Here is a 25,898-nt window from a genome sequence, read left to right on the forward strand (position 1 = left end):
CCCGCCCCGGCGGCCGTGGCCGAGGTCAGGCCGGGGCGACGACGACGCGCGCCCGGTCCCCCGCGGCCAGGCGCGCGGCCACGGCCCGGACCTGGCCGGCGTCGACCTCGCGGACCCGGGCGAGGGAGGCCGCCAGGTCCACGTACTCCCCCGTGACCAGCTCGGCCCGTCCCAGCCGGGACATGCGGGCGCCCGTGGACTCCATGCCCAGCACGGTGCCGCCGCAAATCTGCCCGTGGGCGCGCGCGAGCTCCTCCCCGGTGACGTCGGCCTCGGCCATCCGGTCCAGCTCGGCCTCCATCAGCGCGGCCACCTCGTCCACCCGGTCCGGCTGGCAGCCCGCGTACAGGCCCCAGTAGCCGGCGTCGGAGTACCCGGCGGAGAACGAGTAGGTGTTGTAGGCCAGGCCGCGGCGCTCGCGGATCTCCTGGAACAGCCGCGAGGACATGCCCCCGCCGAGGACGGACTGCATGACGCCCAGGGCGAAGCGGTCCGGGTCCGTGGTGGACAGCGAGCGGCCGCCGACGAGGACGTTGGCCTGCTCGACCGCCTTGGTGACGGTGTGCGTGCCGGTCCGCACCCGCGAGGCCGCGGCCCCGGCGGTGTCCACGGCACGACGCGGGGCGGGCAGGGCCCCCGGGGTGAGCTCCCAGCCCGAGGCGCGCAGGGCGGCGAGGACGAGGCGGCAGACCTCGTCGTGGTCGAGGTGGCCGGCGGCGGTGACGACGAGCTCGTCCGGGCGGTACCAGTGCGTGTAGTGCCCGACCACATGGTCGCGGGTGACGGCCCGGATCGTCTCGGGCGTGCCGCCGATCGGCCGGCCGAGGGGGTGGCCGTCCAGCATGACCTCGGCGAGCTTCTCGTGGGCCACGTCCACGGGGTCGTCCGCGTCCATGGCGAGCTCCTCGAGGATCACGCCGCGCTCGGTCTCGAGCTCGTCCGGGTCGATCAGGGAGGAGGTGAGCATGTCCGTGAGGACCTCCACGGCCATCGGCAGGTCCTCGTCCAGCACGCGGGCGTGGTAGACGGTGGACTCCTTGGCCGTGCCGGCGTTGGACTCCCCGCCCACGCGGTCGAAGGCGGCCGCGATGTCCATCGCGGTGCGCGTGGGCGTGCCCTTGAAGAGCAGGTGCTCGAGGAAGTGCGTGGCGCCGTAGCCCTCGGGCGACTCGTCACGGGACCCGACGGCCACCCAGTAGCCGATGGTCACCGAGCGCTGGTCCGGCACGGCCTCGGTGAGCACGCGGACGCCGCCGGGCAGCACGGAGCGGCGCACCACGGAACCGTTGCCCTCGTCCGCCAGCACGCCGTCGAAGTCCAGGGGGATCTCACGGTGAACACTCATGACGGACATTCTCGCCCATGCGCGACGACGGCGCCGCACCACTCGCGGGGAGGGTGCGGCGCCGTCGTGGTCACCGGGGCGGGCATGCCCGGCCGGGGCGGATCAGGCCTCGGTCTGCGAGGACTCGATCGCGTCAGCGGTCTCGGCCACGGCGTCGGACTCCGCCACCACCGGGGAGAGGGAGAGCTTGCCGCGGTCGTCGGTCTTGGTGATCTCCACCTGGACCTTCTGGCCCACGCCGAGCACGTCCTCGACGTCGTCCACGCGCTTGCCCTCGTTGAGCTTGCGCAGCTCGGAGATGTGCAGCAGGCCGTCCTTGCCCGGGGTGAGCGAGACGAACGCGCCGAACGTGGTCAGCTTCACGACGGTGCCGAGGTAGCGCTCGCCGACCTCGGGGACCTGCGGGTTGGCGATCGCGTTCACCGCGGAGCGCGCGGCCTCGGCCGAGGCGCCGTCGGTGGCGCCGATCAGCACGGTGCCGTCGTCCTCGATGGTGATGTCCGCGCCCGTGTCGTCCTGGATCTGGTTGATCATGGCGCCCTTGGGGCCGATGACCGCGCCGATCTTGTCCACCGGGATGCGCACGGAGATGATCCGCGGGGCGGTGGGGGCCATCTCGTCCGGGGCGTCGATGGCGGCGTTCAGCACGGACAGGATGTGCAGGCGCGCCTCGCGGGCCTGCGTCAGGGCGGCGGCCAGCACGGAGGCCGGGATGCCGTCCAGCTTGGTGTCCAGCTGGATCGCGGTGACGAACTCGGCGGTGCCGGCCACCTTGAAGTCCATGTCGCCGAACGCGTCCTCGGCGCCGAGGATGTCGGTCAGGGCCGCGTACTGGGTCTGGCCGTCCACCTCGGCGGAGACCAGGCCCATGGCGATGCCGGCCACGGGCGAGCGCAGCGGCACGCCCGCGTTCAGCAGGGACAGGGTGGAGGCGCAGACGGAGCCCATCGACGTCGAGCCGTTGGAGCCGAGGGCCTCGGAGACCTGGCGGATGGCGTAGGGGAACTCCTCGCGGGCCGGCAGCACGGGCACCAGGGCGCGCTCGGCGAGGGCGCCGTGGCCGATCTCGCGGCGCTTCGGGGAGCCCACGCGGCCGGTCTCGCCGGTCGAGTACGGCGGGAAGTTGTAATGGTGCATGTACCGCTTGGCCGTCTCCGGCGCCAGCGAGTCGATCTGCTGCTCCATCTTGAGCATGTTCAGCGTGGTGACGCCCATGATCTGGGTCTCGCCGCGCTCGAAGATGGCGGAGCCGTGCACGCGGGGCAGGACCTCCACCTCCGCGGTCAGCTTGCGGATGTCCGTCAGGCCGCGGCCGTCGATGCGCACCTGGTCGGTGAGGATGCGGCGCCGCACGATCTGCTTGGTGAGGGAGCCGTAGGCCTTGGCGATCTCGCCCTTGCGCTCGGCGAAGTCCTTGCCCTCGCCGGCGAGCTCCTCGAGCACCTCGAGCAGGTAGGCGTCCGAGGCCGACTCGCGCTCCTGCTTGTCGCCGATGGAGAAGATCTCGGTCAGGCGGCCCGTGGCGAGCTTCTCGACGGCGGCGTAGGCGTCGTCCTGGTAGTCCTGGAACACGGGGACGTCCACCGGGTCCTTGCCGGCGCGCTTGACCAGGTCGGCCTGGGCCTCGCACAGGGCGCGGATGAAGGGCTTGGCGGCCTCGAGGCCCTCGGCCACGATCTCCTCGGTGGGCGCCTGCGCGCCGCGCTCCTTGACCAGGGTCCAGGAGTCCGGGGTCGCCTCGGCCTCGACCATCATGATGGCGACGTCGTCGCCCACCACGCGGCCGGCCACGGCCATGTTGAACACGGCGCCCTCGAGCTGGGAGTGCTTCGGGAACGCGACCCACTGGCGCGTGCCGGAGCCGTCGTCCATGAGGGCCATGCGCACGCCGCCGATGGGACCGGAGAACGGCAGGCCGGACAGCTGCGTGGACAGGGAGGCGGCGTTGATGGCCACCGTGTCGTAGATCTCGTCCGGGGCGATCGAGGTGACGGTCACGACGACCTGGACCTCGTTGCGGATGCCCTTGACGAACGCCGGGCGCAGCGGGCGGTCGATCAGGCGGCAGGTGAGGATCGCGTCCGTGGACGGGCGGCCCTCGCGGCGGAAGAACGAGCCGGGGATGCGGCCCGCGGCGTACATGCGCTCCTCGACGTCCACGGTCAGCGGGAAGAAGTCGAAGCCCTCGCGGGGGGACTTGCCCACGGTCGTGGCGGACAGCATCGACGTCTCCTCGTCGATGTAGACCATGGCGGCGCCGGCGGCCTGCTGGGCGAGGCGCCCGGTCTCGAAGCGGACGGTGCGCTTGCCGTACGAGCCGTTGTCGATGACGGCCTCGGCGAAGGTGATCTCAGGACCCTCCATGAGGGCCTCCTTTCAGGTGGACGGCGCCGCACGCGTCCCTGTCCCCCTGGTCTTCGATCGAGGCCCTCGGCATCCCGCCGTGCGGCGGGGTCCGGAAGCCACTGTCGAGGACCGCGGGCGATGGGCGCGGAGCCGTCGGGTGTTTCGACGATGCAGGGAGGCGCGCCGTGGCGCGCCGGGGTGCCGCAGGCTGCGGCGGTCTCCCCTCGGGACACACTACGTGCGTCCGGGGGCAGACGAAAGGCGGCGCCGGCGCTCGCGGGTCTCCCGCGGGCTCCGGCGCCGCCTCCTCAGGTCACTTGCGCAGGCCGAGGCGCTCGATCAGCGCACGGTAGCGCTCGATGTCGACGTTCTGCAGGTAGCCCAGCATGCGACGACGGCGACCGACCAGGCCCATGAGGCCGCGGCGGGTGTGGTGGTCGTGCTTGTGCTCCTTGAGGTGCTCGGTCAGGTCCTTGATGCGGCGGGACAGGACCGCGATCTGCACCTCGGGGGAGCCGGTGTCGCCCTCGTGGGTGGCGTACTCCTTGATGATCTGCTGCTTGACAGCGGGATCCAGGGCCATGGTGGGCCTCCTTCACTTCGGTACCGCGAACACGGGCCGCGCCCCGCCGGGGCGGACGACGCGGGGCCCACCCCACCGCGGACTGCAGGGAGGCCGAGGGTCGACTCTACCGCATCGCCTACCCTGGCCCGGTGAGCACCCCACCGGTACCCCACTCCCCGGCCCCGCCGTCGTTCCCCGTCCGGCCGCCCGCGCCGCCCCTGGATCTGCCGCTGATCGGCCACGGCTACCCCGCGCTGCTGCGCACGCCGCGGGCCCGATGGTGGAACCCGCTCGCGTCCTTCGGCCTCGTGCTGGCCGGCCTGGTGGGCCTTCTCGTGCTCGGGGGCGTGCTGGGCGCTCTCGCCCTGATCGCCACGTCCGGGCCCGGACTGCTCGACGCGGCCGACCCGACGGACGTGACCGACCTCGACCTGTACTCCGCGCCCATGGTGCTGCTGAACAACCTCCTGCTCGCCGCACTGATCGGGGTCGCGCTGCTGGCCGTGGCCCTGGGCCACCCCGTCGCCGCCCGCTTCGTCCACTCGGTCGAGGGCCGCGTGCGCTGGCGCTGGCTCGCGCGCTGCGTCGTCGTGCTGACGCCGCTGTTCCTCGCCTACGTGCTGGGCACGTGGGCCCTCGACGGCGCCCCCACGGCCCCGCGCGCGCAGGACTGGGTCTGGCTGCTCGTCATGGCGTTCGTGCTCACCCCGTTCCAGGCCGCGGGTGAGGAGTACCTGTTCCGCGGGTGGCTGCTGCTGGCCGTCGGCACGTGGATCCGCCGGCCGGTCGTGGCCGTCGCCGTCACCGCGGCGCTCTCGGCGGCGGCCTTCTCCCTCGCCCACGGCTCGCTCGACCCGTGGATCCTGCTGGACCTCGCCGCGTTCGCCGTCGCGGCCGTCCTGCTCACGTGGCGCACGGGCGGGCTCGAGGCCGCCGTCGCGCTGCACGTGGTCAACAACGTGGTGATCATCGCCGTCGGCACGCTCGTGGGCACCGTCGAGGACAGCTACGTGGGCGCCGAGACCGCCGGCTCCCCGGCGGCCACGCTGCTCTCGGTGGCGGTGGTCGCGGTGGCCACGGCGCTGCTGCTCTGGCAGGCGCGGCGGGCCGGGATCGCCCGGACGGTCCCGGTCACCGTGGGCGCCCGCCCCTGACCGGCGCCGCCCACCAGGCCACCGTCACGTAGGGCACCTGCAGGACCGCCTCCGCCGCATGGCCCAGGTGCTCGTGCAGGTACCAGTCGAGGTTGGCCGTCATCCGGGACCGGATCCGCTCGTCCGCGCGCAGCCAGTACGAGCGCGAGGCCATGAGCCCGTGCAGCCCGGCCGCGGTCATCGGCTGCGTCCACGCCCAGCGCGCGTGCTCCTCCGCCCCGAACGGGGCGGCGAACCGGCGCTGCTCCGGCCGGGCGGCGTGCACGTCCCCGGCGTGCATGATCCGGGTGAGACGGTGCACCCACGGCACCGCCGTGTCGAGCTGGTTCCACACCGCGGCCAGGCGCCCGCCCGGGCGCAGCACCCGTGCGGCCTCCGCGCTCGCCGCGGCCGGGTCCATCCAGTGCCACGCCTGGGCCGCCACCACGACGTCGGCGCTCGCCGCCGGCAGGCCCGTGGACTCGCCCGTGCCCGGCACGGCGCGCACCCGCCCGCCCGTGCCGGCCGCGACCTCGCGTTCCAGGACGGCGCGCATCGAGGCCGACGGCTCGAGGGCCGTCACCGTCCGCACCCGGTCCGCCGGGCGGGCCGCGAGCAGCCGGGTGAACAGTCCCGTGCCGGCCCCGAGCTCCACCACGTCCGCGCCCTCGGCGGTGTCCGCCAGGACGCGGTCCACCGCGGCGGACGGGTAGGAGGGGCGGACGGCGTCGTAGTGCTCACCGCCGGCCTCGAAGGGGTTGGGCCCGGCCCGACGGGCCCGGGCCGGGCGCCCCGGCAGGTTCGGCACGGCGGGGGGAGCGCCCGGCTCCGGGGCGCTCACCGATCGGAGGGGGTCGTGGCCAGGATCGCCCGGGCCTCGTCCACGTCCTGCGTGATCTGCGCCACGAGCTTCTCGACGCCCTCGTAGGCGACCATCCCACGCAGCCGGGCCACGAACTCGACCTCGATGTGCTGGCCGTACAGGTCGAAGTCCTCCACGCGCTCGTCGTGGCGGTCGATCACGTGCGCCTCCACCACGCGGGAGACGTCCTCGAAGGTGGGGTTCGAGCCGATGGAGATCGCGGCCGGCCACACCCCGCCGTGCGCGTCGTGCACCCAGCCGGCGTAGACGCCGTCGGCCGGGATCATGCCCTGCACATCCGTCTCGAGGTTCGCCGTGGGGAAGCCGAGCTCGCGGCCGCGCGCGAACCCGTGCACCACCTCGCCGGCGAGCACGTGGTGCCGGCCGAGCACGGCCGCGGCCTGCGCGACGTCGCCCGCGGCCAGCGCCTCGCGCACCCACGTCGAGGAGCAGCGGCGCTCCGGCTCGGCACCGTGCTCGGCGGGGAACTCCTCGACGGCCTCGACCTCGAAGCCGTAGCGGGCCCCCAGGCGCACCATCTCCGCGACGTCGCCGGTGTTGCCCCGGCCGAAGCGCACGTCGTGCCCCACGACCACGACGGCGGCGTGCAGCCCGTGCACGAGCATGCCGCGGACGAACTCCTCCGGGGACTGGTCCGCGAACTCGAGGGTGTAGCGCTGCAGGAGCACCGCGTCCAGACCCGCCTCGTCCAGGAGGACGACCCGCTGCTCGGGGCTGATGATGTCCACGTGGGGCACCTCGGGATGGTGCACGGCGCGCGGGTGCGGGGTGAAGGTCACGGCCACGGCCAGGGCGCCGCGGGCCCGCGCCAGCTCGACGACCCGGCGCAGCACCTCGCGGTGGCCGCGGTGCACGCCGTCGAAGTTGCCCAGGGTGACCACGGTGCGAGGCAGGTCCGTGGGGACCTCGTCCAGGCTGTTCCAGACCCGCATCAGAGCGCCCCCGCCTCGGCCGGGCGGGCGGGGCGGTGCGTCAGCAGCCAGATCAGGCCGACCACCGGCAGCACGAGCGGCACGTAGCCGTAGCCCGCGCCGAACCGGGACCACACGGTGTCATGGGCGAACATCCCCGGATCCAGGACGGTCCACAGACCCACGCCGACCACGCCGGCCAGCTCCACGAGCACGGCGCCGAGCGCCACGGCCCAGGCGCGGGGGCCGGAGCGGGCGAGCGCGAGCGTCGCCACGATGTACACGACCGCCGCGACCGCGGAGAGCGTGTACGCCACGGGGGCGGCGTCGAACTGCGTGAGGATCTGGAAGAGGCTGCGCGCGCTCGCCGAGAGGGCGAACACCGCGTAGACCATGACGATGATCCGGCCGAGACCCTGGTTGCGCGCGGGGGCGCCGTCGCTGGGTGCCATGTCCGTCCTCCTCACCACTGCCCGAACCAGATGACCTGCATGCGGTGCAGCATCACGGCGATCGTGGGCCCGACCACGGCCAGCACGAGGTTGGACCACCGGGTCTTGTCCGTGGCGGCCCAGCCCACGGCGATCACCGGCACGATCAGGGCGGTGAGGATGTAGCCCCAGAACTCCCAGCCGGGGCCGTTCAGGGTGTCCCCGCCGAGCTGGCGGACGGCGGCGGCCGCCGCGTAGACGAGCGTGAACAGCTCGACGGCGGCCACCGAGAGGATCGAGGCGTCCGCGGGGTGGCGGCGGATCGCCGTCATCACCACGCAGACCACGAACGAGACGGCACCGATCACCAGTCCCGTCCAGAACCAGGCGTCGAGGATCATGCGGTCCTTCCCTGTCCCGGCCCCTCGGCCGGGGCGAACACGAGCTGGGGCTTGGCGACGTCGGCGCCGCGGCGGCGCACGTCGGAGACGAGGGCGATGACGCGGCCGTCCGGCGCGCGTCCGGCGACGAGCGTCTCACCCGTGCCGGTGGGCGCCACGACCCGCCCGAAGGCGAGCTCGTGGGCCTCGTCCTCCGTCAGCTCGCGCACCGGGAAGAGCCCGGCGGCGGCCGCGGAGAGCTCGGTCATCGCGAAGCGCTCCGCGAGGGCCTCGAGCGTGAGCGCGTCGGCCACGTCGAACGGGCCGACGGCGGTGCGGCGCAGCGCCGTCAGATGCCCGCCGGTCTCGAGGGCCTCGCCCAGGTCGCGGGCGAGCGCCCGGATGTAGGTCCCGGAGGAGCAGCGCACGGTGACGTCGAGGTCGACCAGCCGGCCGCCGTCGAGCCGGCGCAGCTCGTGCACCGTGAACTCGTGCACGGTGACGGGGCGGGCGTCGAGGGTGACGTCCTCTCCCGCGCGGACGCGATCGTAGGCGCGCCGGCCCGCCACCTTGACGGCGGAGACGGCCGAGGGCACCTGCAGGATCTCGCCCGTCAGGGCGGCGACCTGCTCGGCGACGCGCTCGGGCGTGACGGCGTTGGCCAGCCGGGTCTGCACGACCTCGCCCTCCGCGTCGTCCGTGACGGTCGACTGCCCGAGCCGGATCGTGGCCGTGTACGTCTTGTCCGTGCCCGTGATGGCGGTCAGCAGGCGCGTGGCCTTGTTGACGCCGACCACGAGCAGGCCCGTGGCCATGGGGTCCAGGGTGCCGGCGTGGCCCACCTTGCGGGTGCCCGCCAGCCGGCGGACCCGCCCGACGACGTCGTGCGAGGTCCACCCCTGCGGCTTGTCCACGAGGACGACCCCCGACGCCTCCGTTCCCGGCGCGTCGGGGGCCTGTCCCCCGGTGCTGCGTGCGCTCACCGTGCCGCGGGCCTCAGGCGCGCGGGGCGTCGTCGGCGTCGGCGTCCGGCTCCGCGGCGCGGTACGGGTCCGCGTCACCGGCGTACGACGCGCCCTCGCGCGCCTTCGCCAGCTCGGCGTCCCGCTCCTTGGCCACGCGGAGGACGTCCTCCAGGTGTGCGGCCGCCTCGGGGACGGTGTCCGCCACGAACTCGAGCGTGGGCACCAGGCGGATGGTGAGCCCGCGGCCCACCTCGCGGCGCAGGATGCCGCGGTTGTCCTGGATTCCCTCGTGGGCGGCGGCCACCGTGGCCTCGTCGCCCAGGACGGTGTAGTAGACGGTGGCGTGCTGCAGGTCGTTGGTCACGCGGACCTCCGTCACGGTGACGGGCTCCACGCGGTCGTCCTTGACGCCGCGGCGCAGCGCCTCGGCCACGAGGACCTTGATGCGCTGGGCCAGGCGGCCGGCGCGTGCCGGATCGGCCATGGTGCGGTTCCTTCCGGTGGTGATGGTTCAGAGGGTGGGACGCGGAAGGCGGGGGCCCGTGCGGGCCCCCGCCCCGGCCGTCAGACGCGCGGCTTCTCCTGCATCTCGAAGGTCTCGATCACGTCGCCCTCCTTGATGTCGTTGAAGTTGCCCAGGCCGATGCCGCACTCGTAGCCCTCGCGGACCTCCGTGGCGTCGTCCTTGAAGCGGCGCAGCGACTCGATCCTGAGGTGATCGGAGACCACCACGCCGTCGCGCACCAGGCGAGCCTGGGCGTTGCGGCGGATGAGGCCCGAGCGCACGAGCGAACCGGCGATGTTGCCCCACTTGGAGGAGCGGAACACCTCGCGGACCTCGGCCGAGCCGAGCTCGACCTCCTCGTACTCCGGCTTCAGCATGCCCTTGAGCGCGTTCTCGATGTCGTCGATCGCGTCGTAGATCACGTTGTAGAAGCGCATGTCCACGCCCTCGCGGTCGGCCAGTTCGGCGACCCGCTCGGCGGGGCGCACGTTGAAGCCGATGATGATGGCGTTGTCCACGGTCGCCAGGTTCACGTCGTTCTGCGTGATGGCGCCGACGCCGCGGTGGATGACGCGCAGCTGCACCTCGTCCTCGCCGACCTCGATCTTGAGCAGCGAGTCCTCCAGCGCCTCGACGGCACCGGACGCGTCGCCCTTGATGATGAGGTTGAGCGTGTCCAGCTTGCCCTCGGCCACAGCCTGGTCGAAGTCCTCCAGGGTGATGCGCTTGCGGCGCTTGGCCAGCTGGGCGTTGCGGTCCGCCGCCTCGCGCCGCTCCGCGATCTGGCGGGCGGTGCGCTCGTCGTCGGTGACGAGGAACGAGTCGCCGGCGCGCGGCACCGAGGACAGGCCGAGCACCTGGACGGGACGCGACGGATCGGCCGCCTCCACGGCCTTGCCGTTCTCGTCGAACATGGCGCGCACACGCCCGTGGGCGGAGCCCACCACCATGGTGTCGCCCACGCGCAGCGTGCCGGTCTGCACCAGCACGGTGACGACGGCGCCGCGGCCCTTGTCGAGGTTGGCCTCGATGGCCACGCCGCGGGCGGCCTTGTGCGGGTTCGCCGTGAGCTCGAGGGCGGCGTCCGCAGTGAGCAGGATCGCCTCGAGCAGCTGGTCGATGTTGATGTTGTTGCGCGCGGAGACGTCCACGAACATCGTGTCGCCGCCGTACTCCTCGGGCACGAGGCCGTACTCGGTGAGCTGACCGCGGATCTTGTCCGGGGCGGCGGTGTCCTTGTCGATCTTGTTGACCGCCACCACGATCGGCACGCCGGCCGACTGGGCGTGGTTGAGCGCCTCGACGGTCTGCGGCATGACGCCGTCGTCGGCCGCCACCACCAGCACGGCGATGTCGGTGACCTTCGCACCGCGGGCACGCATGGCGGTGAACGCCTCGTGACCCGGGGTGTCGATGAAGGTGAGGCGACGCTGCTCGCCCTCGTGCTCCACGGGCACCTGGTAGGCGCCGATGTGCTGGGTGATGCCGCCGGCCTCGCCCTCGATGACGTTCGAGGAGCGGATGGCGTCCAGCAGACGCGTCTTGCCGTGGTCCACGTGGCCCATGACGGTGACGACCGCGGGGCGCGGCTCGAGGTCGGCCTCGTCCTCGTTGGCCTCCTCGGCCTCGAGGTCGATGTCGAAGGCCTCCAGCAGCTCCTTGTCCTCGTCCTCCGGGGACACGATCTGGACCTTGTAGCCCAGCTCGTCGCCGAGCAGCTGGAAGGTCTCCTCGTCGAGGGACTGGTTGGCCGAGGCCATCTCGCCGAGGGTGAAGAGCACCTTCACCAGGTCGGCGACGTCGGCGCGGATCTTCTCGGCGAAGTCGGCCAGGGACGCACCGCGGCGCAGGCGCAGGACGGTGGTGCCGTCGCCCTTGGGGACCTTGACGCCGCCGATCTCACGCGTGTGCTGCTGCTCGAACTCCTGGCGCTTCGCGCGCTTCGACTTGCGTCCCTTGCGCGGGCCGCCGCCGCGCCCGAAGGCGCCCTGGGCGTTGCCTCGACCGCCACGGCCGCCCGGGCCGCCGGGACGACCCGGACCGCCGCCGGGGCCGCCGCCCGGACGGCCACGGCCGCGGGCCGGCTGCGGGGCCGGGGTGATCTGCTTGGGCATCATGCCCGGGTTCGGACGCGGCCCACCGGGGCGGGGACCGCCGGCGCCCGCGGCCGGGCGCGGACCGCCCGGACGGGGGCCACCGGCGCCGGCCTGCGGACGGGGGCCGCCCGGACGAGGCGCGCGGTCCTCGCGACCGGAGCGCATGCCCTGCGAGGGGGCGAACGGGTTGTTGCCCGGGCGCGGAGCACCGCCACGGCCGCCCGGGCGGGCGCCCGGACGAGACCCGGCGGAACCGCCCTTGGGGCTGAACGGGTTGTTGCCGGGACGCGGGGCGCCCGGCTTGGGCGCGGAGGCACCCGGCTTGGGCGCAGCGGCGCCCGGCTTCGGCGCGGCCGACCCCGGCGTGGCCGACGGCTGCGGGGCCTTCGGCTCGGCCGGGGCGGCCGGGACCTGGGCGGCCGGCGTCGGTGCGGCGGGGCCGGGGGTCGGGGCGACGCCCGGCTTGGGCGCGGCGGTGCGGCCCGCGGCGGGACCGGGCGCCGGGGCGCCGGCGTTCGACGTGGGGGCCGCGGTGCGCGGCGACGGGGCGGCCGCCGGCTTCGGCGCGGCGGAACGGCCCGCGGCCGGGGCGGCGGGCGTGGAACCGGGCTTGGCGGCGGACTTGCCGGCACCCGGGTAGGCGTTGCGCAGCTTCTTGACCACCGGGGGCTCGATGGTGGACGAAGCCGAGCTGACGAACTCGCCGAGGTCCTTGAGCGTGCTCAAGGCCTCCTTCGAGGTGATGCCGAGCTCCTTGGCGAGCTCATGGACGCGGACCTTGGCCACGGTTCTCCTGTTCTGGCCCCACGGGCCGGAACGGAGCCGCTCGGGCTGTCCGTCTCAGCGCGTCCTGGGACCGTTGACGTTGCTCCAGGCCGTCGCGCGCGCCACCAGGGCACGCGCACCACGGCCTGCCTGATAGCAGGGGGTGAAGTTCATCGCTGGGCACTCATGCTTCAGTGCTCATCGGGTACGCATCAGATCTCTGACCCGCCTTCATCTGTCGGTCTGTCAGCCGGTGCCTCCGCGGTGCGGACCAGCGCGTCGGCGTCGACGGCGGACCGGAAGGCCCGCCCGAACGCGCGGCGGCGCAGGGCGAGGTGGAGGCAGTCCTCGCCGGGGTGCAGCCACGCACCCCGGCCGGGACGGCGTCGTTCCGGGTCCCAGACGACGGATGGGGGTTCCGTCGAGGAGTCCAGGGCGACGCGCACCAGCTCTTGCTGGTCCGCCCTCGATCGGCATCCGATGCAGGTGCGCACGACCGTCCGAGACGTCATGCGTTCACCCCTCACGGGCGTCGGATCGAGAAAGGACCTCATCCATCCTAGCGCGTTTGGGCCCGGATCTGTTCCCGGGGACGGTCAGCGGCCCGGGGCGGAGGTGGTGACCCCGTCGCCGACGATGTCGATCCGCCAGCCCGTGAGCTTGGCCGCGAGGCGGGCGTTCTGGCCCTCCTTGCCGATGGCCAGGGACAGCTGGTACTGCGGCACCACGGCGCGGGCCGAGTGCTGGTCCGCGTCGAGGATCTCCACCGAGACGGTCGTGGCGGGCGAGAGGGCGTTGGCGATCATCGCGGCGGGGTCGTCCACGTGGTCGATGATGTCGATCTTCTCGTCGTTGAGCTCCGTCATGACGGCGCGCACGCGGCTGCCCATCTCGCCGATGGAGGCGCCCTTGGCGTTCACCCCGGGGCGGGTCGCGCGCACGGCCATCTTGGTGCGGTGGCCGGCCTCGCGGGCCAGCGCCGTGATCTCGACCGAGCCGTCCGCGATCTCCGGGACCTCGAGCTCGAAGAGCTTGCGCACGAGGCCGGGGTGCGAGCGGGACACCGTGACGGACGGTCCCTTGGCGCCGCGCGTCGCGGAGACCACGTAGGCGCGGATCCGGCGGCCGTGGGCGTAGTCCTCGCCGGGCACCTGCTCGGGCGGCGGGAGGACGGCCTCGAGGGTGCCGAGGTTCACCTGGACCATGTGGCGGTTCAGGCCCTGCTGGATGACGCCGGAGACGAGCTCGCCCTCCTTGTCCTTGAACTCGCCGAGGACCTTGTCGTCGTCCTCCTCGCGCATGCGCTGGATCATCACCTGGCGCGCCGTGGAGGCGGCCACCCGGCCGAAGCCGTTCGGAGTGTCGTCGAACTCGCCGATGGGCGTGTCGTCCTCGTCCAGCTCCGTGGCCCACACGGTGACGTGGCCGCTCGCGCGGTCGATCTCCACGCGGGCGCGCTTCAGGGCCCCCGGGGTGCGGTGGTACGCCATGAGCAGGGCCTGCTCGATGGTGGGGATGAGGCGGTCCATCGGGATCTCCCGCTCCGCCTCCAGCATGCGCAGCGCGCTCATGTCGATGTCCAACTCATGCCTCCGTGTGCTCGGCCGTGTCCTCGCCCGCGGCGGCGTCGGCGTCGCCGGCCTGCTGAGCGGGGCTCCACTCTACCTGCACGATCGCCGGACCGAGGCGGTCGAGGGCGACCCGCTCGGCGGGCAGCTCCTTGGCCCTCATGCCCTTCTTCGCGGGCGGGCGCACCACGGCCAGCTCGACGTCGTCGGCCGTCACGTCCTTCAGGCGGGCGGTCACGGGCGCGGCGCCGTCGACCGAGACCTCGACGAGACGGCCGACGTTGCGGGCGAAGTGGCGGGGCTCGGTGAGCGGGCGGTCCACGCCCGCGGTGGTGACCTCGAGCAGGTACTCCCCCGCGCCGACGCCGGGCACGTGGTCGCCCAGGGCGTCGAGGACGGCGGAGACCCGGCCGGAGAGGCGGGCGACGTCGTCCAGGCTCAGGCCCTGGGTGCCCGAGGCGCGGTCGAGGACCACCTCGACGGTGCGGTGCTCGGCGGTGCCCGTGGCGCGCACCTGCTCCACCACCACGTCGTCGGCCGCCAGGGCCTCCTCGACGCGGGTGCGCAGCTCGGCGAGGTCGTCGCGGCGGTCGGTGCTGTCCATGGGGTGCCTCACTCGTCGGGTCGGGGCCGCCGCGTCACGCGGGCGGGGGCCGGGGTCGGGATCCGGGGCCGAGCCTACCGGCGGCCCACGGCGGGGCCGAGTGCTCCCGACCGGGTCGGACGGGGCGCGGTCAGCGCAGCAGCGGGGCGAGGGTGTCCGCGCCGACCTTGACGATGAGCGCGGTCACCACCATGAGGTACACCACGCGGATGAAGCCGGTGCCGCGGGCGATCGCCATGCGGGCCCCCACGTAGCCGCCCACGAGGTTGGCCGCGCCGAGCAGCAGCCCCAGGCCCAGCATCGCGTGCCCCGCGGGCACGAAGTACGCGAGCGCGCCGAGGTTGGTCGCGAGGTTGACCACCTTCGCCTGTGCCGAGGCGTGCAGGAAGTCGAACTTGAGCAGCAGGACCAGCCCCAGGATGAGGAACGTGCCCGTGCCGGGGCCGAGGACGCCGTCGTAGAAGCCCACCGCCGCGCCGAGCGCCACGGCCCGGACCAGCGCGGCGCTCCGCCGCGGCCCCACGCCGGCGACCTGCCCGAGGCCCGGGCGCACGGCCGTGAACACGGCGACGGCGATCAACGCCACCAGGATCACGGGCCGGATCACGCCGGCCGGCAGATGCGCGGCGACCACGGCCCCGCCCAGGGCCGCCGCGAAGGCGACGGCGGCCATCGGCAGTGCAGTGGACAGGTCCTGCCGCAGGCGCCGCCGGTAGGTGAGCGCCGACGTCGCCGTGCCGAACACCGAGCCGAGCTTGTTGGTGGCCAGGGCCTGGATCGGGCTCAGCCCGGGCACGAGCAGCAGGGCCGGCAGCTGCAGCAGGCCGCCCCCGCCCACGACGGCGTCGATCCAGCCCGCCGCGAAGCCCGCGACGAGCACGAGGACGAGCAGTCCGGCGGTCAGCTCGACGGCGCCGAACCACTCAGCGCCCGTCGCGCACCTCCGCGAGCACGGCCGCGACGGCCCCGTCCACGGGCACGGGGCGGGCCTCGCCGGTGGCACGGTCCTTGAGCTCGAGCTCGCCGTCGGCCAGGCCGCGGCCGATCACCACGGCGGTGGGCACGCCGATGAGCTCGGCGTCCTTGAACTTCACGCCCGGGCTGACCTTCGGACGGTCGTCCACGAGCACGGTCAGGCCCTCGGCCTCGAGGCCCGCGGCGAGCGTCTCGGCGGCGGCGAGGCCGTCCTCGCCCTTCGTGGCGACGACGACGTGCACGTCCGCCGGAGCCACGGCGCGCGGCCATGCCAGGCCCTTGTCGTCGTGGTAGCGCTCGGCGATCGCGGCGACGGCGCGCGTGATGCCGATGCCGTAGGAGCCCATGGTCACCACGACCTGCTTGCCGTGGACGTCGAGGACCTTCAGGTCGAGGGCCTCGGCGTACTTGCGGCCGAGCTGGAAGATGTGGCCCATCTCCATGCCGCGGCGGGTGTGCAGCGGGCCGGAGCCGTCGGGGGCCTCGTCGCCCTCACGCACCGCGGTGGCCTCCAGCACGCCGTCCCACGTGAAGTCGCGGCCGGCCACGAGGCCGAACACGTGGCGCTGGTCCGCGTTCGCGCCGGTGATCCACGCCGTGCCGGGGGCGATGCGCGGGTCCACGAAGAAGGGCAGGCCCGAGACGGAGTCCTCCGCGCCGAGCACCGGGGTGCCCTCGACCGCGTCGGCGGCCGCGGGGCCGATGTAGCCCTTGACCAGGGCGGGGTGCGCGGCCAGGTCCGCGGCGGTCGCGGCCTCGAGCGTGGGCTCGCCGACCACGCCGAGCGCCGGGCCCACGGAGGCCTCGAGACGCTTGAGGTCCACCTCACGGTCGCCGGGCACGCCCACGACGAACGGGCGGCGCTCACCGCCGTCCACCACCGCGGTGACCACGACGCACTTGAGCGTGTCCGCGGCGGTCCACGGCTCGCCCTCGCGCGGGGCCACCTGGTTGGCGACGTCCACGAGCGCGGCGATGGTGGTGGAGACCGGGGTGTCCCTGACCTCGGCGGCGGGCAGGGCCGCCATGGCGGCCTCGTCCAGCGGGGCGGGGGCCACCGTGGTGACGGCCTCGACGTTGGCCCGGTAGCCGCCGTCGGACTCGACGAAGGTGTCCTCGCCCACCTCGGTGGGGTGCAGGAACTCCTCGGAGCGGGAGCCGCCCATCGCACCGGAGGTGGCCCGCACCGGCACGACCTCGAGGCCGAGGCGGTCGAAGATCCGCAGGTAGGCGGCCCGGTGGGCCTCGTACGCGGCGTCCAGGCCGGCGTCGTCCACCGTGAAGGAGTAGGAGTCCTTCATGATGAACTCGCGCCCGCGGAGCAGGCCGGCGCGCGGGCGGGCCTCGTCCCGGTACTTGGTCTGGATCTGGTACAGGTACGCGGGCAGGTCCTTGTACGAGGAGTACAGGTCCTTCACCAGGAGCGTGAACATCTCCTCGTGCGTGGGGGCCAGGAGGTAGTCGTTGCCCCTGCGGTCCTGCAGGCGGAACAGCCCGTCGCCGTACTCGTCCCAGCGCCCCGTGGCCTCGTAGGGCTCCCGCGGCAGCAGCGCCGGGAAGTGCACCTCCTGGGCGCCGATCGCGTCCATCTCCTCGCGCACGATCCGCTCCACCTGGGCCAGCACCTTCAGGCCCAGCGGCAGCCACGAGTAGATGCCCGGGGCCGCGCGACGGATGTACCCGGCACGGACGAGGAGCCTGTGGCTCGCCACCTCGGCCTCCGCCGGGTCGTCGCGCAGGGTGCGCAGGAACAGGGTGGACATGCGCAGGGGCATGACGGGGCCTCCTCGGACGGGCTCGCGCGGTCGGGGGCGGCGCGCGGGACGGGACGACGCCGGCACGGGGTGCCCGGCGTCCTGACCGCCGATCCTATCGCCCGCGCAGGGTCCGCCGGGTCAGTACAGGACGGTCGCGAACGTGCCGCGCCGCTCGAACCCCACGCGCTCGTACGTGCGCAGCGCGGGGGTGTTGTACGCGTTGACATAGAGGCTGACCACGGGCGCCTGGAGGCGCACGTAGTCCACGACGGCGGCCATCGCCGACGCCGCCAGCCCTCGGCCCCGCGCGGCGGGGGCCATCCACACGCCCTGGATCTGGGCGCACCGGGAGGAAAGCAGCCCGATGTCTGCCTTGAAGCGCAGCGGGCCGCCCGCGTCGCGCGGGCCCGGGTCGATGAAGACGCGCCCGGCGTGGATCAGCCGCTCAACGCGGTCCCGGTACTGGGCCGCGCCGCCGGCGAACGGGGAGAAGCCGAGCTCCTCCTCGAACATCGCCGCGCTGGCCGGCAGGACGCGCGCGAAGTCGCGTGGCTGCGCCTGCACCACGTACGGGTTCGGGTCGATCCCCCCGGCCGCGCCCAGCACGAGCAGCGGCTGGTCGGCGCGCACGGACCGGGACCGGTGGCCCGCGGCGGCGAGGGCCTCGCCGGCGGCCAGCACGGGACCGGCCGGGCCGTAGATCGACCCATACCGGCGGCGCAGCGCGGCGGTCGCCGCGCCGAGCGCCTCCGCGTCGCCCGGCGCCCAGCCCGCGTCCGGGGCCTCGGACGCGGCGACCGGCACCACGTTCGAGCCGATCCAGACGGCCGCGCGCAGCCCCCCGGCGCCCGGGGCGTCGTCGTCGATCCCGAGGAACAGGGTGCCCGCCGCTCCCCCGCGCGGGCCGGCCAGGCGGCCCGCCTCGAGCAGGGAGTCCACGAACACGTTGGACACGGGGGCGCGGGCGGACAGGGCCGCGAGCGCGGCGGTGTCCGCGTCGGTCAGCAGGCGGACGCGGTCTCCCGTGGCGGCCCGGACCTCCCGGTCAGTGGACGGAGACCACCGGGGCACCGGCGGCAGCCTGGTCACCGCCGTCCTCCCCCAGGTCCATCTCACCGGCGATCCGGTTGGCCTCCTCGATGAGGGTCTCCACGATCTGATCCTCGGGCACGGTGCGGATGACCTCGCCCTTGACGAAGATCTGGCCCTTGCCGTTGCCGGAGGCGACGCCGAGGTCGGCCTCGCGGGCCTCGCCCGGCCCGTTGACGACGCAGCCCATGACGGCCACCCGCAGCGGGACCTCGAGGTCCTGGAGGCCCTCGGTGACCTGCTCGGCCAGCGTGTACACGTCCACCTGGGCGCGGCCGCACGAGGGGCAGGAGACGATCTCGAGCTTGCGCTCGCGCAGGTTCAGGGACTGCAGGATCTGCAGGCCCACCTTGACCTCCTCGACGGGCGGCGCGGAGAGGGAGACGCGGATGGTGTCGCCGATGCCCTGGCCGAGCAGGTAGCCGAAGGCGGTGGCGGACTTGATGGTGCCCTGGAAGGCCGGGCCGGCCTCGGTGACCCCGAGGTGCAGCGGCCAGTCACCCTGCTCGGCGAGCAGCTCGTAGGCGCGGGCCATGATCACCGGGTCGTTGTGCTTGACGGAGATCTTGAAGTCCTTGAAGCCGTGCTCCTCGAAGAGGGAGGCCTCCCAGACGGCGGACTCGACGAGGGCCTCCGGGGTGGCCTTGCCGTACTTCTTCAGCAGGCGCGGATCCAGGGAGCCGGCGTTGACGCCGATGCGGATGGAGGTGCCGTGGTCCGAGGCGGCCTGCGCGATCTCCTTGACCTTGTCGTCGAACTTCTTGATGTTGCCCGGGTTCACGCGCACGGCGCCGCAGCCGGCCTCGATCGCCGCGAACACGTATTTCGGCTGGAAGTGGATGTCCGCGATCACGGGGATGGTGGACTGCTGGGCGATGACCTTGAGGGCCTCGGCGTCCTTGTCCGTGGGGCAGGCCACGCGGACGATGTCGCAGCCGGCGGCCGTGAGCTCGGCGATCTGCTGCAGGGTCGCGCCGATGTCGTGCGTCTTGGTGGTGGTCATCGACTGCACCGAGACGGGGTGCTGCGAGCCGACGCCCACCGAGCCCACCTGGATCTGCCGGGTGGTGCGGCGCGGGGCCAGCACGGGCGGCGGGGCGGACGGCATTCCAAGGCTGACGGGCACGGGGGCGCTCCTCATGGGTTCTCGGGGTCGACGGCGCGGGGCCGCCGGGTTCTCCGGTCCATCCTAGGCGCGCGGGCGCCCCGGGGCGCGGGGCGACCGCCCACGGCGAACGGGCCGGGCTCAGAACAGCCGGACCGGCTCCACGATGTCCGCCACGATCAGGAGGACGCCCATGAGCAGCATCGCCCCGCCCACCGCGTAGGTCAGCGGCAGCATGCGGGCCAGGTCGAACGGCCCCGGGTCGGGGCGGCCCGTGGTCCGGGCCCAGCCGCGGCGCACCGCCTCCCACAGGGCGCCGGCCACGTGGCCGCCGTCGAGCGGGAGCAGCGGGATGAGGTTGAACACCATGAGCGCCACGTTCACGCCCGCGAGCAGGGACAGCAGCAGGGCGGCCTTGTCCGTCAGCGTGGCCTGCTCGAGCGCCGCCGCCTCCCCGGCGATCCGCCCGACGCCCACCACGGACATCGGGCCGTCCGGGTCGCGCTCGGCCGGGGTCACCACGGCGACGGCGGTGTCCCACAGCCGCTGCGGCAGCACGAGGACGACGTCGACGACGCCCCGCACCTGCTGGGCCACGAGCGGGCCGGCGTCGAGCGGGGTGCCGCGGACGGTCTGGACCTGGGAGCCCATGCCGATGAACCCGACCTCGTGGGTCGCGACGGTCCCGTCCGGGGCCCGCTCGGGCCGGCCCAGCGCGTCCGTCACGGGCCGTTCCGTCAGGCGCGGGGTCAGGGTGGCGCTCATCCGCTCGCCGTCGCGTTCCCACTCGATCCGGGTGGGCTGTCCGGCGCGGTCCCGGATCGCGGCGGAGAGGGCATCCCAGTCGGAGACCGGCCGCCCGTCGAAGGCGAGCACGGTGTCCCCGGGGCGCAGTCCCGCCTCGTGGGCGGGCCCGGCGGGATCGCCCGGGCGGCAGTCCTCCGTCCCGCCGGAGGCGGCGCGGGCCTGCTGCTCCTGCGTCGTGACCACACACCGGTAGACCTCGGCGACGGTGGTGCTCGGCTGCGAGGTGCCCACCGTGGTGACCAGCAGGGCGGTCACGCCGAGGGCGATGAGCAGGTTCATGAACGGCCCGCCGAGCATGATCACCACCCGCTTCCACACCGGCAGGGCCAGGAAGCGGCGGTGCTCGTCGCCGGGGCGGACCTCCTCGGCGGCCTGGGCCCGCGCGTCGTCGGCCAGGCGGCCCAGCTGCTGGACGAAGCCCGTGGACGCCGTGCGGGGCGTCTGCCCGGGCCGCGGCGGGGGCAGCATCCCGATCATCGCGACGTAGCCGCCCAGCGGCACGGCCTTGAACCCGTACTCCGTCTCACCGCGACGCCACGAGACGAGCGTCGGACCGAAGCCGATCATGTACTGCGTGACGCGCACGCCGAAGAGCTTGGCCGGGACGAGGTGGCCGACCTCGTGCAGGGCGATCGAGACCGCCAGGCCCAACGCGACCGCGAGGACACCTGCGACGTACCAGAGGATCTCCACGACGGTCACCAGCGGGCCCGCGCCGCACGGCGCGCCCAGGCCTCGGCGGCGAGCACGGCGTCCACGGTGAGCGCCGCGGGGTCGTGGCCGGCCGCGGCGAGCACGTCCTCGGGGGCGTAGTCGGCGACGACGGCGCGGACCGTGTCCACGATCCCGTCGAAGGGCAGGGCGCCGGCGTGGAAGGCGTCCACCGCCTCCTCGTTGGCGGCGTTGAACACGGCCATGTGGGTGGGCGAGGCGGCCGCCGCCTCCTTCGCGGCCCGCACGGCGGGGAAGGCCTCCTCATCGAGGGGCTCGAAGGTCCAGGTGGCCGCCCGCGTCCAGTCGCAGGCCGGGGCCGCGCCCGGGACCCGGCGCGGCCAGCACAGCCCGAGGGCGATGGGCAGGCGCATGTCCGGCGGGGAGGCCTGGGCGAGCGTGGACCCGTCGACGAACTCGACCATCGAGTGCACCACGGACTGCGGGTGGACCACGACGTCGATCCGGTCCAGGGGCACGTCGAACAGCAGGTGGGCCTCGATCACCTCGAGGGCCTTGTTCACGAGGGAGGCGGAGTTGGTGGTGACGACGCGGCCCATGTCCCACGTGGGGTGGGCGAGGGCCTGGGCGGGCGTGACGGCGTGCAGGGCGGCGCGGTCCAGGCCCCGGAACGGCCCGCCCGAGGCCGTGAGCACGAGGCGGCGGACCTCGTCCGCCGTGCCGCCGCGCAGCGCCTGCGCGAGCGCGGAGTGCTCGGAGTCCACCGGCACGAGCTGCCCTGGTGCCGCGGCGGCCTTCACGAGGGCCCCGCCGACGATGAGCGACTCCTTGTTGGCCAGGGCCAGGCGGTGACCGGCGTGCAGCGCGGCGAGGGTGGGCCGCAGGCCGATCGAGCCCGTGATCCCGTTCAGCACGGTGTCGGCGCCGGGCCACGCGGCGATCTGCTCGGCGGCGCACGGACCGGTGAACAGCACGGGCCGGGGGGCCGGGCGCCCGAGGCGGGCGGCGGCGTCGGCGAGGGCGGCCCGCAGCTCCTCCTCCCCCGCCGCGGCGGAGCCCACCGCCTCGACCTCGAAGCGCACGGCCTGCTCGGCCAGCAGGGTCGTGTTCGCCCCGCCCGCGAGCGCGACGGCCCGGAGCCGGGCGGGGTCCTGGGCGATCACGTCGAGGCCCTGGGTGCCGATCGAGCCCGTGGAGCCGATCAGGGCGACGGCGCGCGGGGCGCCGCCGTCGTCCGCCGGGTCGGGGGCGGGCAGCGTGTAGTCGGTGAGGGATCCGTGCGTCACCCCGCCATGATGCCAGCCGGGCCTGGACACGGACGGGGGGCCGGCCGGACGGACGCCGCACCGCGACGTCCCGCCCCGCCGACCCCCGTGGGACCGGGTCAGCCGCGGATCAGTGCTGCACCGGCTTCTCGGCGCCGATGCCCGTGAGGGAGCGGACCTCCATCTCGGCCTGCTTGTCCGGGTCCTCGGCGCGCGACGAGGTCACCGAGCCGAGCCAGCCGAGGAAGAAGGCCAGCGGGATGGAGACGATGCCCGGGTTCTTCAGCGGGAACACCGCGAAGTCCGCGCCCGGGATCATCGAGGTCGGCGTCCCGGACATCACCGGGGACAGGACGATCAGGATGATCGCGGAGAGCAGTCCGCCGTACATCGACCACACCGCGCCGCGGGTGGTGAAGCGCCGCCAGAACAGGGAGTAGAGGATGGTCGGCAGGTTCGCCGAGGCCGCCACCGCGAAGGCGAGCGCCACGAGGAACGCCACGTTCTGACCCTGGGCGGCGATGCCGCCGACGATCGCCAGGACGCCGATCACCACCACGGTGATCTTGCCGATCCGCACCTCCTCCTGCGGGGTGAGCGGGTGCTTGGCGATCACGGAGCCGTACACGTCGTGGGCGAAGGACGCCGCCGCCGTGATGGCCAGGCCCGCGACCACCGCGAGGATGGTGGCGAACGCGACCGCCGAGATCAGGCCCAGCAGGATGGAGCCGCCGAGCTCGAACGCCAGCAGCGGGGCCGCGGAGTTCTGCCCGCCGGGCGCGGCCAGGATGCGCTCGGGACCGATCAGTGCGCCGGCGCCGTAGCCCAGCACGAGGGTGAACAGGTAGAACGCGCCGATGAGGACGATGGCCCACACCACGGACTTGCGCGCCTCCTTGGCGGTGGGCACCGTGTAGAACCGCATGAGCACGTGCGGCAGGCCAGCCGTGCCGAGCACGAGCGCGATGCCCAGGGACACGAAGTCGAGGCGGGTCAGCGCGCTGGCGCCGTACTGCAGGCCCGGCTCGAGGATCGCCTCGCCCTTCGGGTTCAACTCGACGGCGGCCCCCAGCAAGGCGTTGAAGTCGAAGCCGAACAGGGCCAGCGACCACACGGTCATGATCCCCGCGCCGGCGATCAGCAGGATCGCCTTGATGATCTGCACGTAGGTGGTGCCCTTCATGCCGCCGATCAGCACGTAGACGATCATGAGCACGCCGACGACGATGATCACCAGGGCCTGCCCCGCCTGGTCCGTGATGTTCAGCAGCAGGGCCACGAGGGCGCCCGCGCCGGCCATCTGAGCCAGGAGGTAGAAGAGGCAGACGGCCATCGTGGCGATGGCGGCCGCGATGCGCACGGGACGCTGCTGCAGGCGGAAGGACAGCACGTCCGCCATGGTGAACCGGCCCGTGTTGCGCAGCAGCTCGGCCACGAGCAGCAGGGCGACGAGCCAGGCGACGAGGAAGCCGATCGAGTAGAGGAAGCCGTCGTAGCCGTAGAGGGCGATCGCGCCCACGATGCCGAGGAACGAGGCCGCAGAGAGGTAGTCACCCGCGATGGCCGTGCCGTTCTGGGTGCCGGAGAAGCCGCGGCCACCGGCGTAGTAGTCCGCCGACGACGCGTTCGTCTTGGACGCGCGGATCACGATCACGAGGGTGACCACGACGAACGCCGCGAAGATGCCGATGTTCACGGCGGGGTTGCCGACCGTCTGCGCGGCGGCCTGGAGCAGGGGGGTCGAAGCGCTCATCGCGTGGCCTCCGGGTTCTCGTGGGCGCCGGCGGACTCGCGCTCGAGGCGCTCGCGCAGCGCAGTGGCGCGGGGGTCCAGGGTCCGGTTCGAGTAGCGGACGTAGGCGAAGGTGATCAGGAACGTGGTGACGAACTGGAGCAGACCGAGGATCAGGCCGAGGGTGATGTTGCCGCCGAGGCGGATCGCCATGAACTCGGGGAAGAACGCGCCGGCGATCACGAACACCAGGTACCAGACGAAGAACGCCACGGTCATGGGGAAGGCGAAGGATCGGTGGGTGCGCCGGAGCTCGATGAACTCCTCGGACTGCTGCGCGGCGCGGAACTGCGCGGCCGTGGGGACCGGCGCCGTGGGCTCGCTGGATGACATGGGCCCTCCGGGGTGCGTGGGACGGATCAGTGTGAGACAGATCACTGTGATGACAACCACACTGTGACGGGCGGAGGGGTGCGCCGTCAAGCGCGCCCCTGGGCCGTGTGCCGATGTGACAGCCCCGGTGCGCAGCCGTGCGGACACGGTCGCGCCCCGACGGCACGGGGCCGCCGGGGCGCGGAGCTGCCGAGGAGCCGGTCAGGCGCTCGCCGGCCGGGCCGCGTCCGCGCGGCGCAGGACCGCGCGGGCCTGGGCGAGGACCACCTCGTCGACCATCGCCCCGTCCAGCGCGAAGGCCCCGTACCGGCCCTCGGCCGCGGCGAGGACGCGCCGGGCGCGCTCGAGGGCCTCCGGCGCGGGCGTATAGGCGGAACGCACGATGGGCACCTGGCGCGGGTGCAGGCACACGGTCGCGGTGCAGCCCAGGGCGACGGCGTCCTCGGCCTCGGCGGCCAGCCCGGCCTCGTCGCCGAGGTCCAGGTGGACGGCGTCCCATGCGGCCGCGCCGTGGGCGGCCGCCGCCAGCAGCACCGTCGCGCGGGCGTGCTGGACCACGGAGCGGTAGGCGCCCTCGGGGGTGCGGGAGGAGCTGCCGCCCATCGACGCCACGAGGTCCTCGGCGCCCCACATGAGCGCACCCACGTGCGGGTGGGCGGCCAGTTCGGCGGCGGCGAGGATCCCGGCCGCGGTCTCGCACAGGGCGACGACGCGGGTCTGCGGTCCGAGGGCGGCGACGACCCCGTCCACCTGCGCGGCGGACTCGGCCTTGGCGAGCATGAGCGTGCGCCAGCCCGTCCCGGCGAGCATGGCCAGGTCGGCGTCGTGGTCCGCGGTGCCCGCGGGGTTCACGCGCACCACCACGCGGTCCTCGTCCAGCGGGCCGCCGTCGACCCCGCCCGTCGCCCGCCCTGCCCAGGCCGCCGCAACGGCGTCCCGCGCGGCGGGCCGGGCCTCCGGGGTGACGGCGTCCTCGAGGTCGAGGATCACCGCGTCCGCGCGTTCGAGCGCCGTGGCGTACCGCTCGGGGCGGTCCGCCGGGGTGAACATGACGGCCGGTCCGAGGGTCAGCGCACTCATGCCGGCTCCCCCGTCCCTGCGGCGTCGGCGGCCTTCGCCTTGGCCTCCGCGTGCGCCGGCGCGGTCCACATCAGGCACGTGCGCTGGGCGCGGACGACGACGTCGCCGTGCTGGTTCTCCCCCGTCATCGCGAACGTGACGATCCGCTGCCCCGGCCGCGAGGAGGACTCGCGGATCGCGGTGACCTCGGAGCGCCCGTAGAGCGTGTCCCCGTGGAAGACCGGCTTCGGGAACGCGATCTCCCCCAGGCCGAGCTGGGCCACGAGCGTGCCCTGCGTGGTCTGACCGACGGCGAGGCCCACCAGGGTGGACAGCGTCAGCATCGAGTTGACCAGCGGTCGGCCGAACGGCTGGGCCGCCGCGTACGCGTGGTCCAGGTGCAGGGCCTGCGGGTTCATGGTGAGGGTGGTGAACAGGACGTTGTCCGCCTCGGTGAGCGTGCGGCCGGGCCGGTGCAGGTAGACCTGACCGACCGCCAGCTCGTCCGCGTAGCGGCCCCGCTGCTCGATCTCGACGCGCTCCGTCAC

General features: G+C 73.9%; 24 protein-coding genes. 1 reads left to right on the forward strand and 23 read right to left on the reverse strand.

Translation table 11 applies throughout. The features are described 5' to 3' along the window. Positions 1-25: 25 nt before the first annotated feature. From AC0VX4_RS07555 to rpsO, 3 genes are all read right to left on the reverse strand, one after another. Positions 26-1,354: a M16 family metallopeptidase gene (locus AC0VX4_RS07555; protein ID WP_475464168.1), complete on the reverse strand. Its 1,329-nt coding sequence runs from the start codon at positions 1,352-1,354 to the stop codon at positions 26-28. 93 nt (positions 1,355-1,447) lie between these two features. After that, positions 1,448-3,709 carry a polyribonucleotide nucleotidyltransferase gene (locus tag AC0VX4_RS07560; protein ID WP_098471411.1) on the reverse strand — a complete coding sequence of 754 codons (2,262 nt, stop codon included), beginning with the start codon at positions 3,707-3,709 and terminating at the stop codon, positions 1,448-1,450. 295 nt (positions 3,710-4,004) lie between these two features. Continuing rightward, positions 4,005-4,274, reverse strand: a complete 270-nt coding sequence (gene rpsO, locus AC0VX4_RS07565; RefSeq protein ID WP_010079122.1) for a 30S ribosomal protein S15 — start codon at positions 4,272-4,274, stop codon at positions 4,005-4,007. 131 nt (positions 4,275-4,405) lie between these two features. Here rpsO and AC0VX4_RS07570 point away from each other — a divergent pair, with 131 nt between their 5' ends. Further along, a complete protein-coding gene (locus tag AC0VX4_RS07570) occupies positions 4,406-5,410 on the forward strand; it encodes a CPBP family glutamic-type intramembrane protease (protein ID WP_098471410.1) in 1,005 nt (334 codons plus the stop codon). On the opposite strand, the gene AC0VX4_RS07575 is transcribed toward AC0VX4_RS07570, so the two are convergent. The 20 genes from AC0VX4_RS07575 to AC0VX4_RS07670 form a co-directional block, all read right to left on the reverse strand. Next, positions 5,388-6,230: a class I SAM-dependent methyltransferase gene (locus AC0VX4_RS07575; RefSeq protein WP_475464169.1), complete on the reverse strand. Its 843-nt coding sequence runs from the start codon at positions 6,228-6,230 to the stop codon at positions 5,388-5,390. The genes AC0VX4_RS07570 and AC0VX4_RS07575 overlap by 23 nt on opposite strands. Next, positions 6,227-7,204 carry a bifunctional riboflavin kinase/FAD synthetase gene (locus AC0VX4_RS07580; RefSeq protein WP_065573756.1) on the reverse strand — a complete coding sequence of 326 codons (978 nt, stop codon included), beginning with the start codon at positions 7,202-7,204 and terminating at the stop codon, positions 6,227-6,229. The genes AC0VX4_RS07575 and AC0VX4_RS07580 overlap by 4 nt, the downstream gene beginning before the upstream one ends. Continuing rightward, positions 7,204-7,635 carry a hypothetical protein gene (locus AC0VX4_RS07585; RefSeq protein ID WP_206396262.1) on the reverse strand — a complete coding sequence of 144 codons (432 nt, stop codon included), beginning with the start codon at positions 7,633-7,635 and terminating at the stop codon, positions 7,204-7,206. Before AC0VX4_RS07585 ends, AC0VX4_RS07580 begins: the two co-directional genes overlap by 1 nt. Positions 7,636-7,646: 11 nt before the next feature. Continuing rightward, positions 7,647-8,015 (reverse strand): hypothetical protein, encoded by a 369-nt coding sequence (locus AC0VX4_RS07590; RefSeq protein ID WP_206396263.1) that lies wholly within the window; start codon positions 8,013-8,015, stop codon positions 7,647-7,649. Then, positions 8,012-8,977, reverse strand: coding sequence for a tRNA pseudouridine(55) synthase TruB (gene truB, locus AC0VX4_RS07595; RefSeq protein ID WP_475464170.1), 966 nt, complete (start codon positions 8,975-8,977; stop codon positions 8,012-8,014). The genes AC0VX4_RS07590 and truB overlap by 4 nt, the downstream gene beginning before the upstream one ends. 13 nt (positions 8,978-8,990) lie before the next feature. Further along, complete coding sequence (gene rbfA / locus AC0VX4_RS07600; RefSeq protein WP_049158269.1) at positions 8,991-9,443, reverse strand: 30S ribosome-binding factor RbfA; 453 nt, start codon at positions 9,441-9,443, stop codon at positions 8,991-8,993. Between the two features lie 80 nt (positions 9,444-9,523). Continuing rightward, complete coding sequence (infB, locus tag AC0VX4_RS07605; protein WP_475464171.1) at positions 9,524-12,346, reverse strand: translation initiation factor IF-2; 2,823 nt, start codon at positions 12,344-12,346, stop codon at positions 9,524-9,526. Positions 12,347-12,537: 191 nt separating this feature from the next. Next, complete coding sequence (locus AC0VX4_RS07610) at positions 12,538-12,879, reverse strand: YlxR family protein (protein WP_036334361.1); 342 nt, start codon at positions 12,877-12,879, stop codon at positions 12,538-12,540. A gap of 42 nt (positions 12,880-12,921) precedes the next feature. After that, positions 12,922-13,908, reverse strand: a complete 987-nt coding sequence (gene nusA / locus AC0VX4_RS07615) for a transcription termination factor NusA (protein ID WP_206396080.1) — start codon at positions 13,906-13,908, stop codon at positions 12,922-12,924. A gap of 1 nt (position 13,909) precedes the next feature. Beyond that, complete coding sequence (locus tag AC0VX4_RS07620) at positions 13,910-14,497, reverse strand: ribosome assembly cofactor RimP (protein WP_475464172.1); 588 nt, start codon at positions 14,495-14,497, stop codon at positions 13,910-13,912. Between the two features lie 130 nt (positions 14,498-14,627). Beyond that, positions 14,628-15,377 carry a sulfite exporter TauE/SafE family protein gene (locus tag AC0VX4_RS07625; RefSeq protein WP_475464173.1) on the reverse strand — a complete coding sequence of 250 codons (750 nt, stop codon included), beginning with the start codon at positions 15,375-15,377 and terminating at the stop codon, positions 14,628-14,630. A 43-nt stretch (positions 15,378-15,420) separates the two neighbouring features. Beyond that, on the reverse strand, positions 15,421-17,247 hold the full coding sequence (locus AC0VX4_RS07630) for a proline--tRNA ligase (protein WP_475464174.1): 1,827 nt from the start codon (positions 17,245-17,247) through the stop codon (positions 15,421-15,423). A gap of 120 nt (positions 17,248-17,367) precedes the next feature. Then, positions 17,368-18,300 carry a GNAT family N-acetyltransferase gene (locus AC0VX4_RS07635; RefSeq protein WP_049158152.1) on the reverse strand — a complete coding sequence of 311 codons (933 nt, stop codon included), beginning with the start codon at positions 18,298-18,300 and terminating at the stop codon, positions 17,368-17,370. Next, positions 18,275-19,426, reverse strand: coding sequence for a flavodoxin-dependent (E)-4-hydroxy-3-methylbut-2-enyl-diphosphate synthase (ispG, locus tag AC0VX4_RS07640; RefSeq protein WP_036338390.1), 1,152 nt, complete (start codon positions 19,424-19,426; stop codon positions 18,275-18,277). Before ispG ends, AC0VX4_RS07635 begins: the two co-directional genes overlap by 26 nt. A 138-nt stretch (positions 19,427-19,564) precedes the next feature. Next, positions 19,565-20,932, reverse strand: coding sequence for a M50 family metallopeptidase (locus AC0VX4_RS07645; RefSeq protein WP_206396201.1), 1,368 nt, complete (start codon positions 20,930-20,932; stop codon positions 19,565-19,567). Then, the gene (gene dxr, locus AC0VX4_RS07650) at positions 20,929-22,188 is read right to left on the reverse strand and encodes a 1-deoxy-D-xylulose-5-phosphate reductoisomerase (protein ID WP_002855012.1); all 1,260 of its coding nucleotides are present in this window, start codon (positions 22,186-22,188) and stop codon (positions 20,929-20,931) included. Before dxr ends, AC0VX4_RS07645 begins: the two co-directional genes overlap by 4 nt. Before the next feature lie 109 nt (positions 22,189-22,297). After that, entirely contained in the window at positions 22,298-23,920 is a 1,623-nt protein-coding gene (locus AC0VX4_RS07655; protein WP_049158150.1) for a solute symporter family protein, read from the reverse strand. Further along, positions 23,917-24,291 (reverse strand): DUF485 domain-containing protein, encoded by a 375-nt coding sequence (locus AC0VX4_RS07660; protein WP_049158151.1) that lies wholly within the window; start codon positions 24,289-24,291, stop codon positions 23,917-23,919. Before AC0VX4_RS07660 ends, AC0VX4_RS07655 begins: the two co-directional genes overlap by 4 nt. 201 nt (positions 24,292-24,492) lie before the next feature. After that, positions 24,493-25,371, reverse strand: a complete 879-nt coding sequence (locus tag AC0VX4_RS07665) for an HpcH/HpaI aldolase/citrate lyase family protein (RefSeq protein ID WP_049159276.1) — start codon at positions 25,369-25,371, stop codon at positions 24,493-24,495. Next, positions 25,368-25,898 (reverse strand): MaoC family dehydratase, encoded by a 531-nt coding sequence (locus AC0VX4_RS07670; protein ID WP_049159280.1) that lies wholly within the window; start codon positions 25,896-25,898, stop codon positions 25,368-25,370. The genes AC0VX4_RS07665 and AC0VX4_RS07670 overlap by 4 nt, the downstream gene beginning before the upstream one ends.

This window comes from Micrococcus sp. 63XJN7_8_ISO-PGPR-S23-253 (assembly GCF_056173425.1).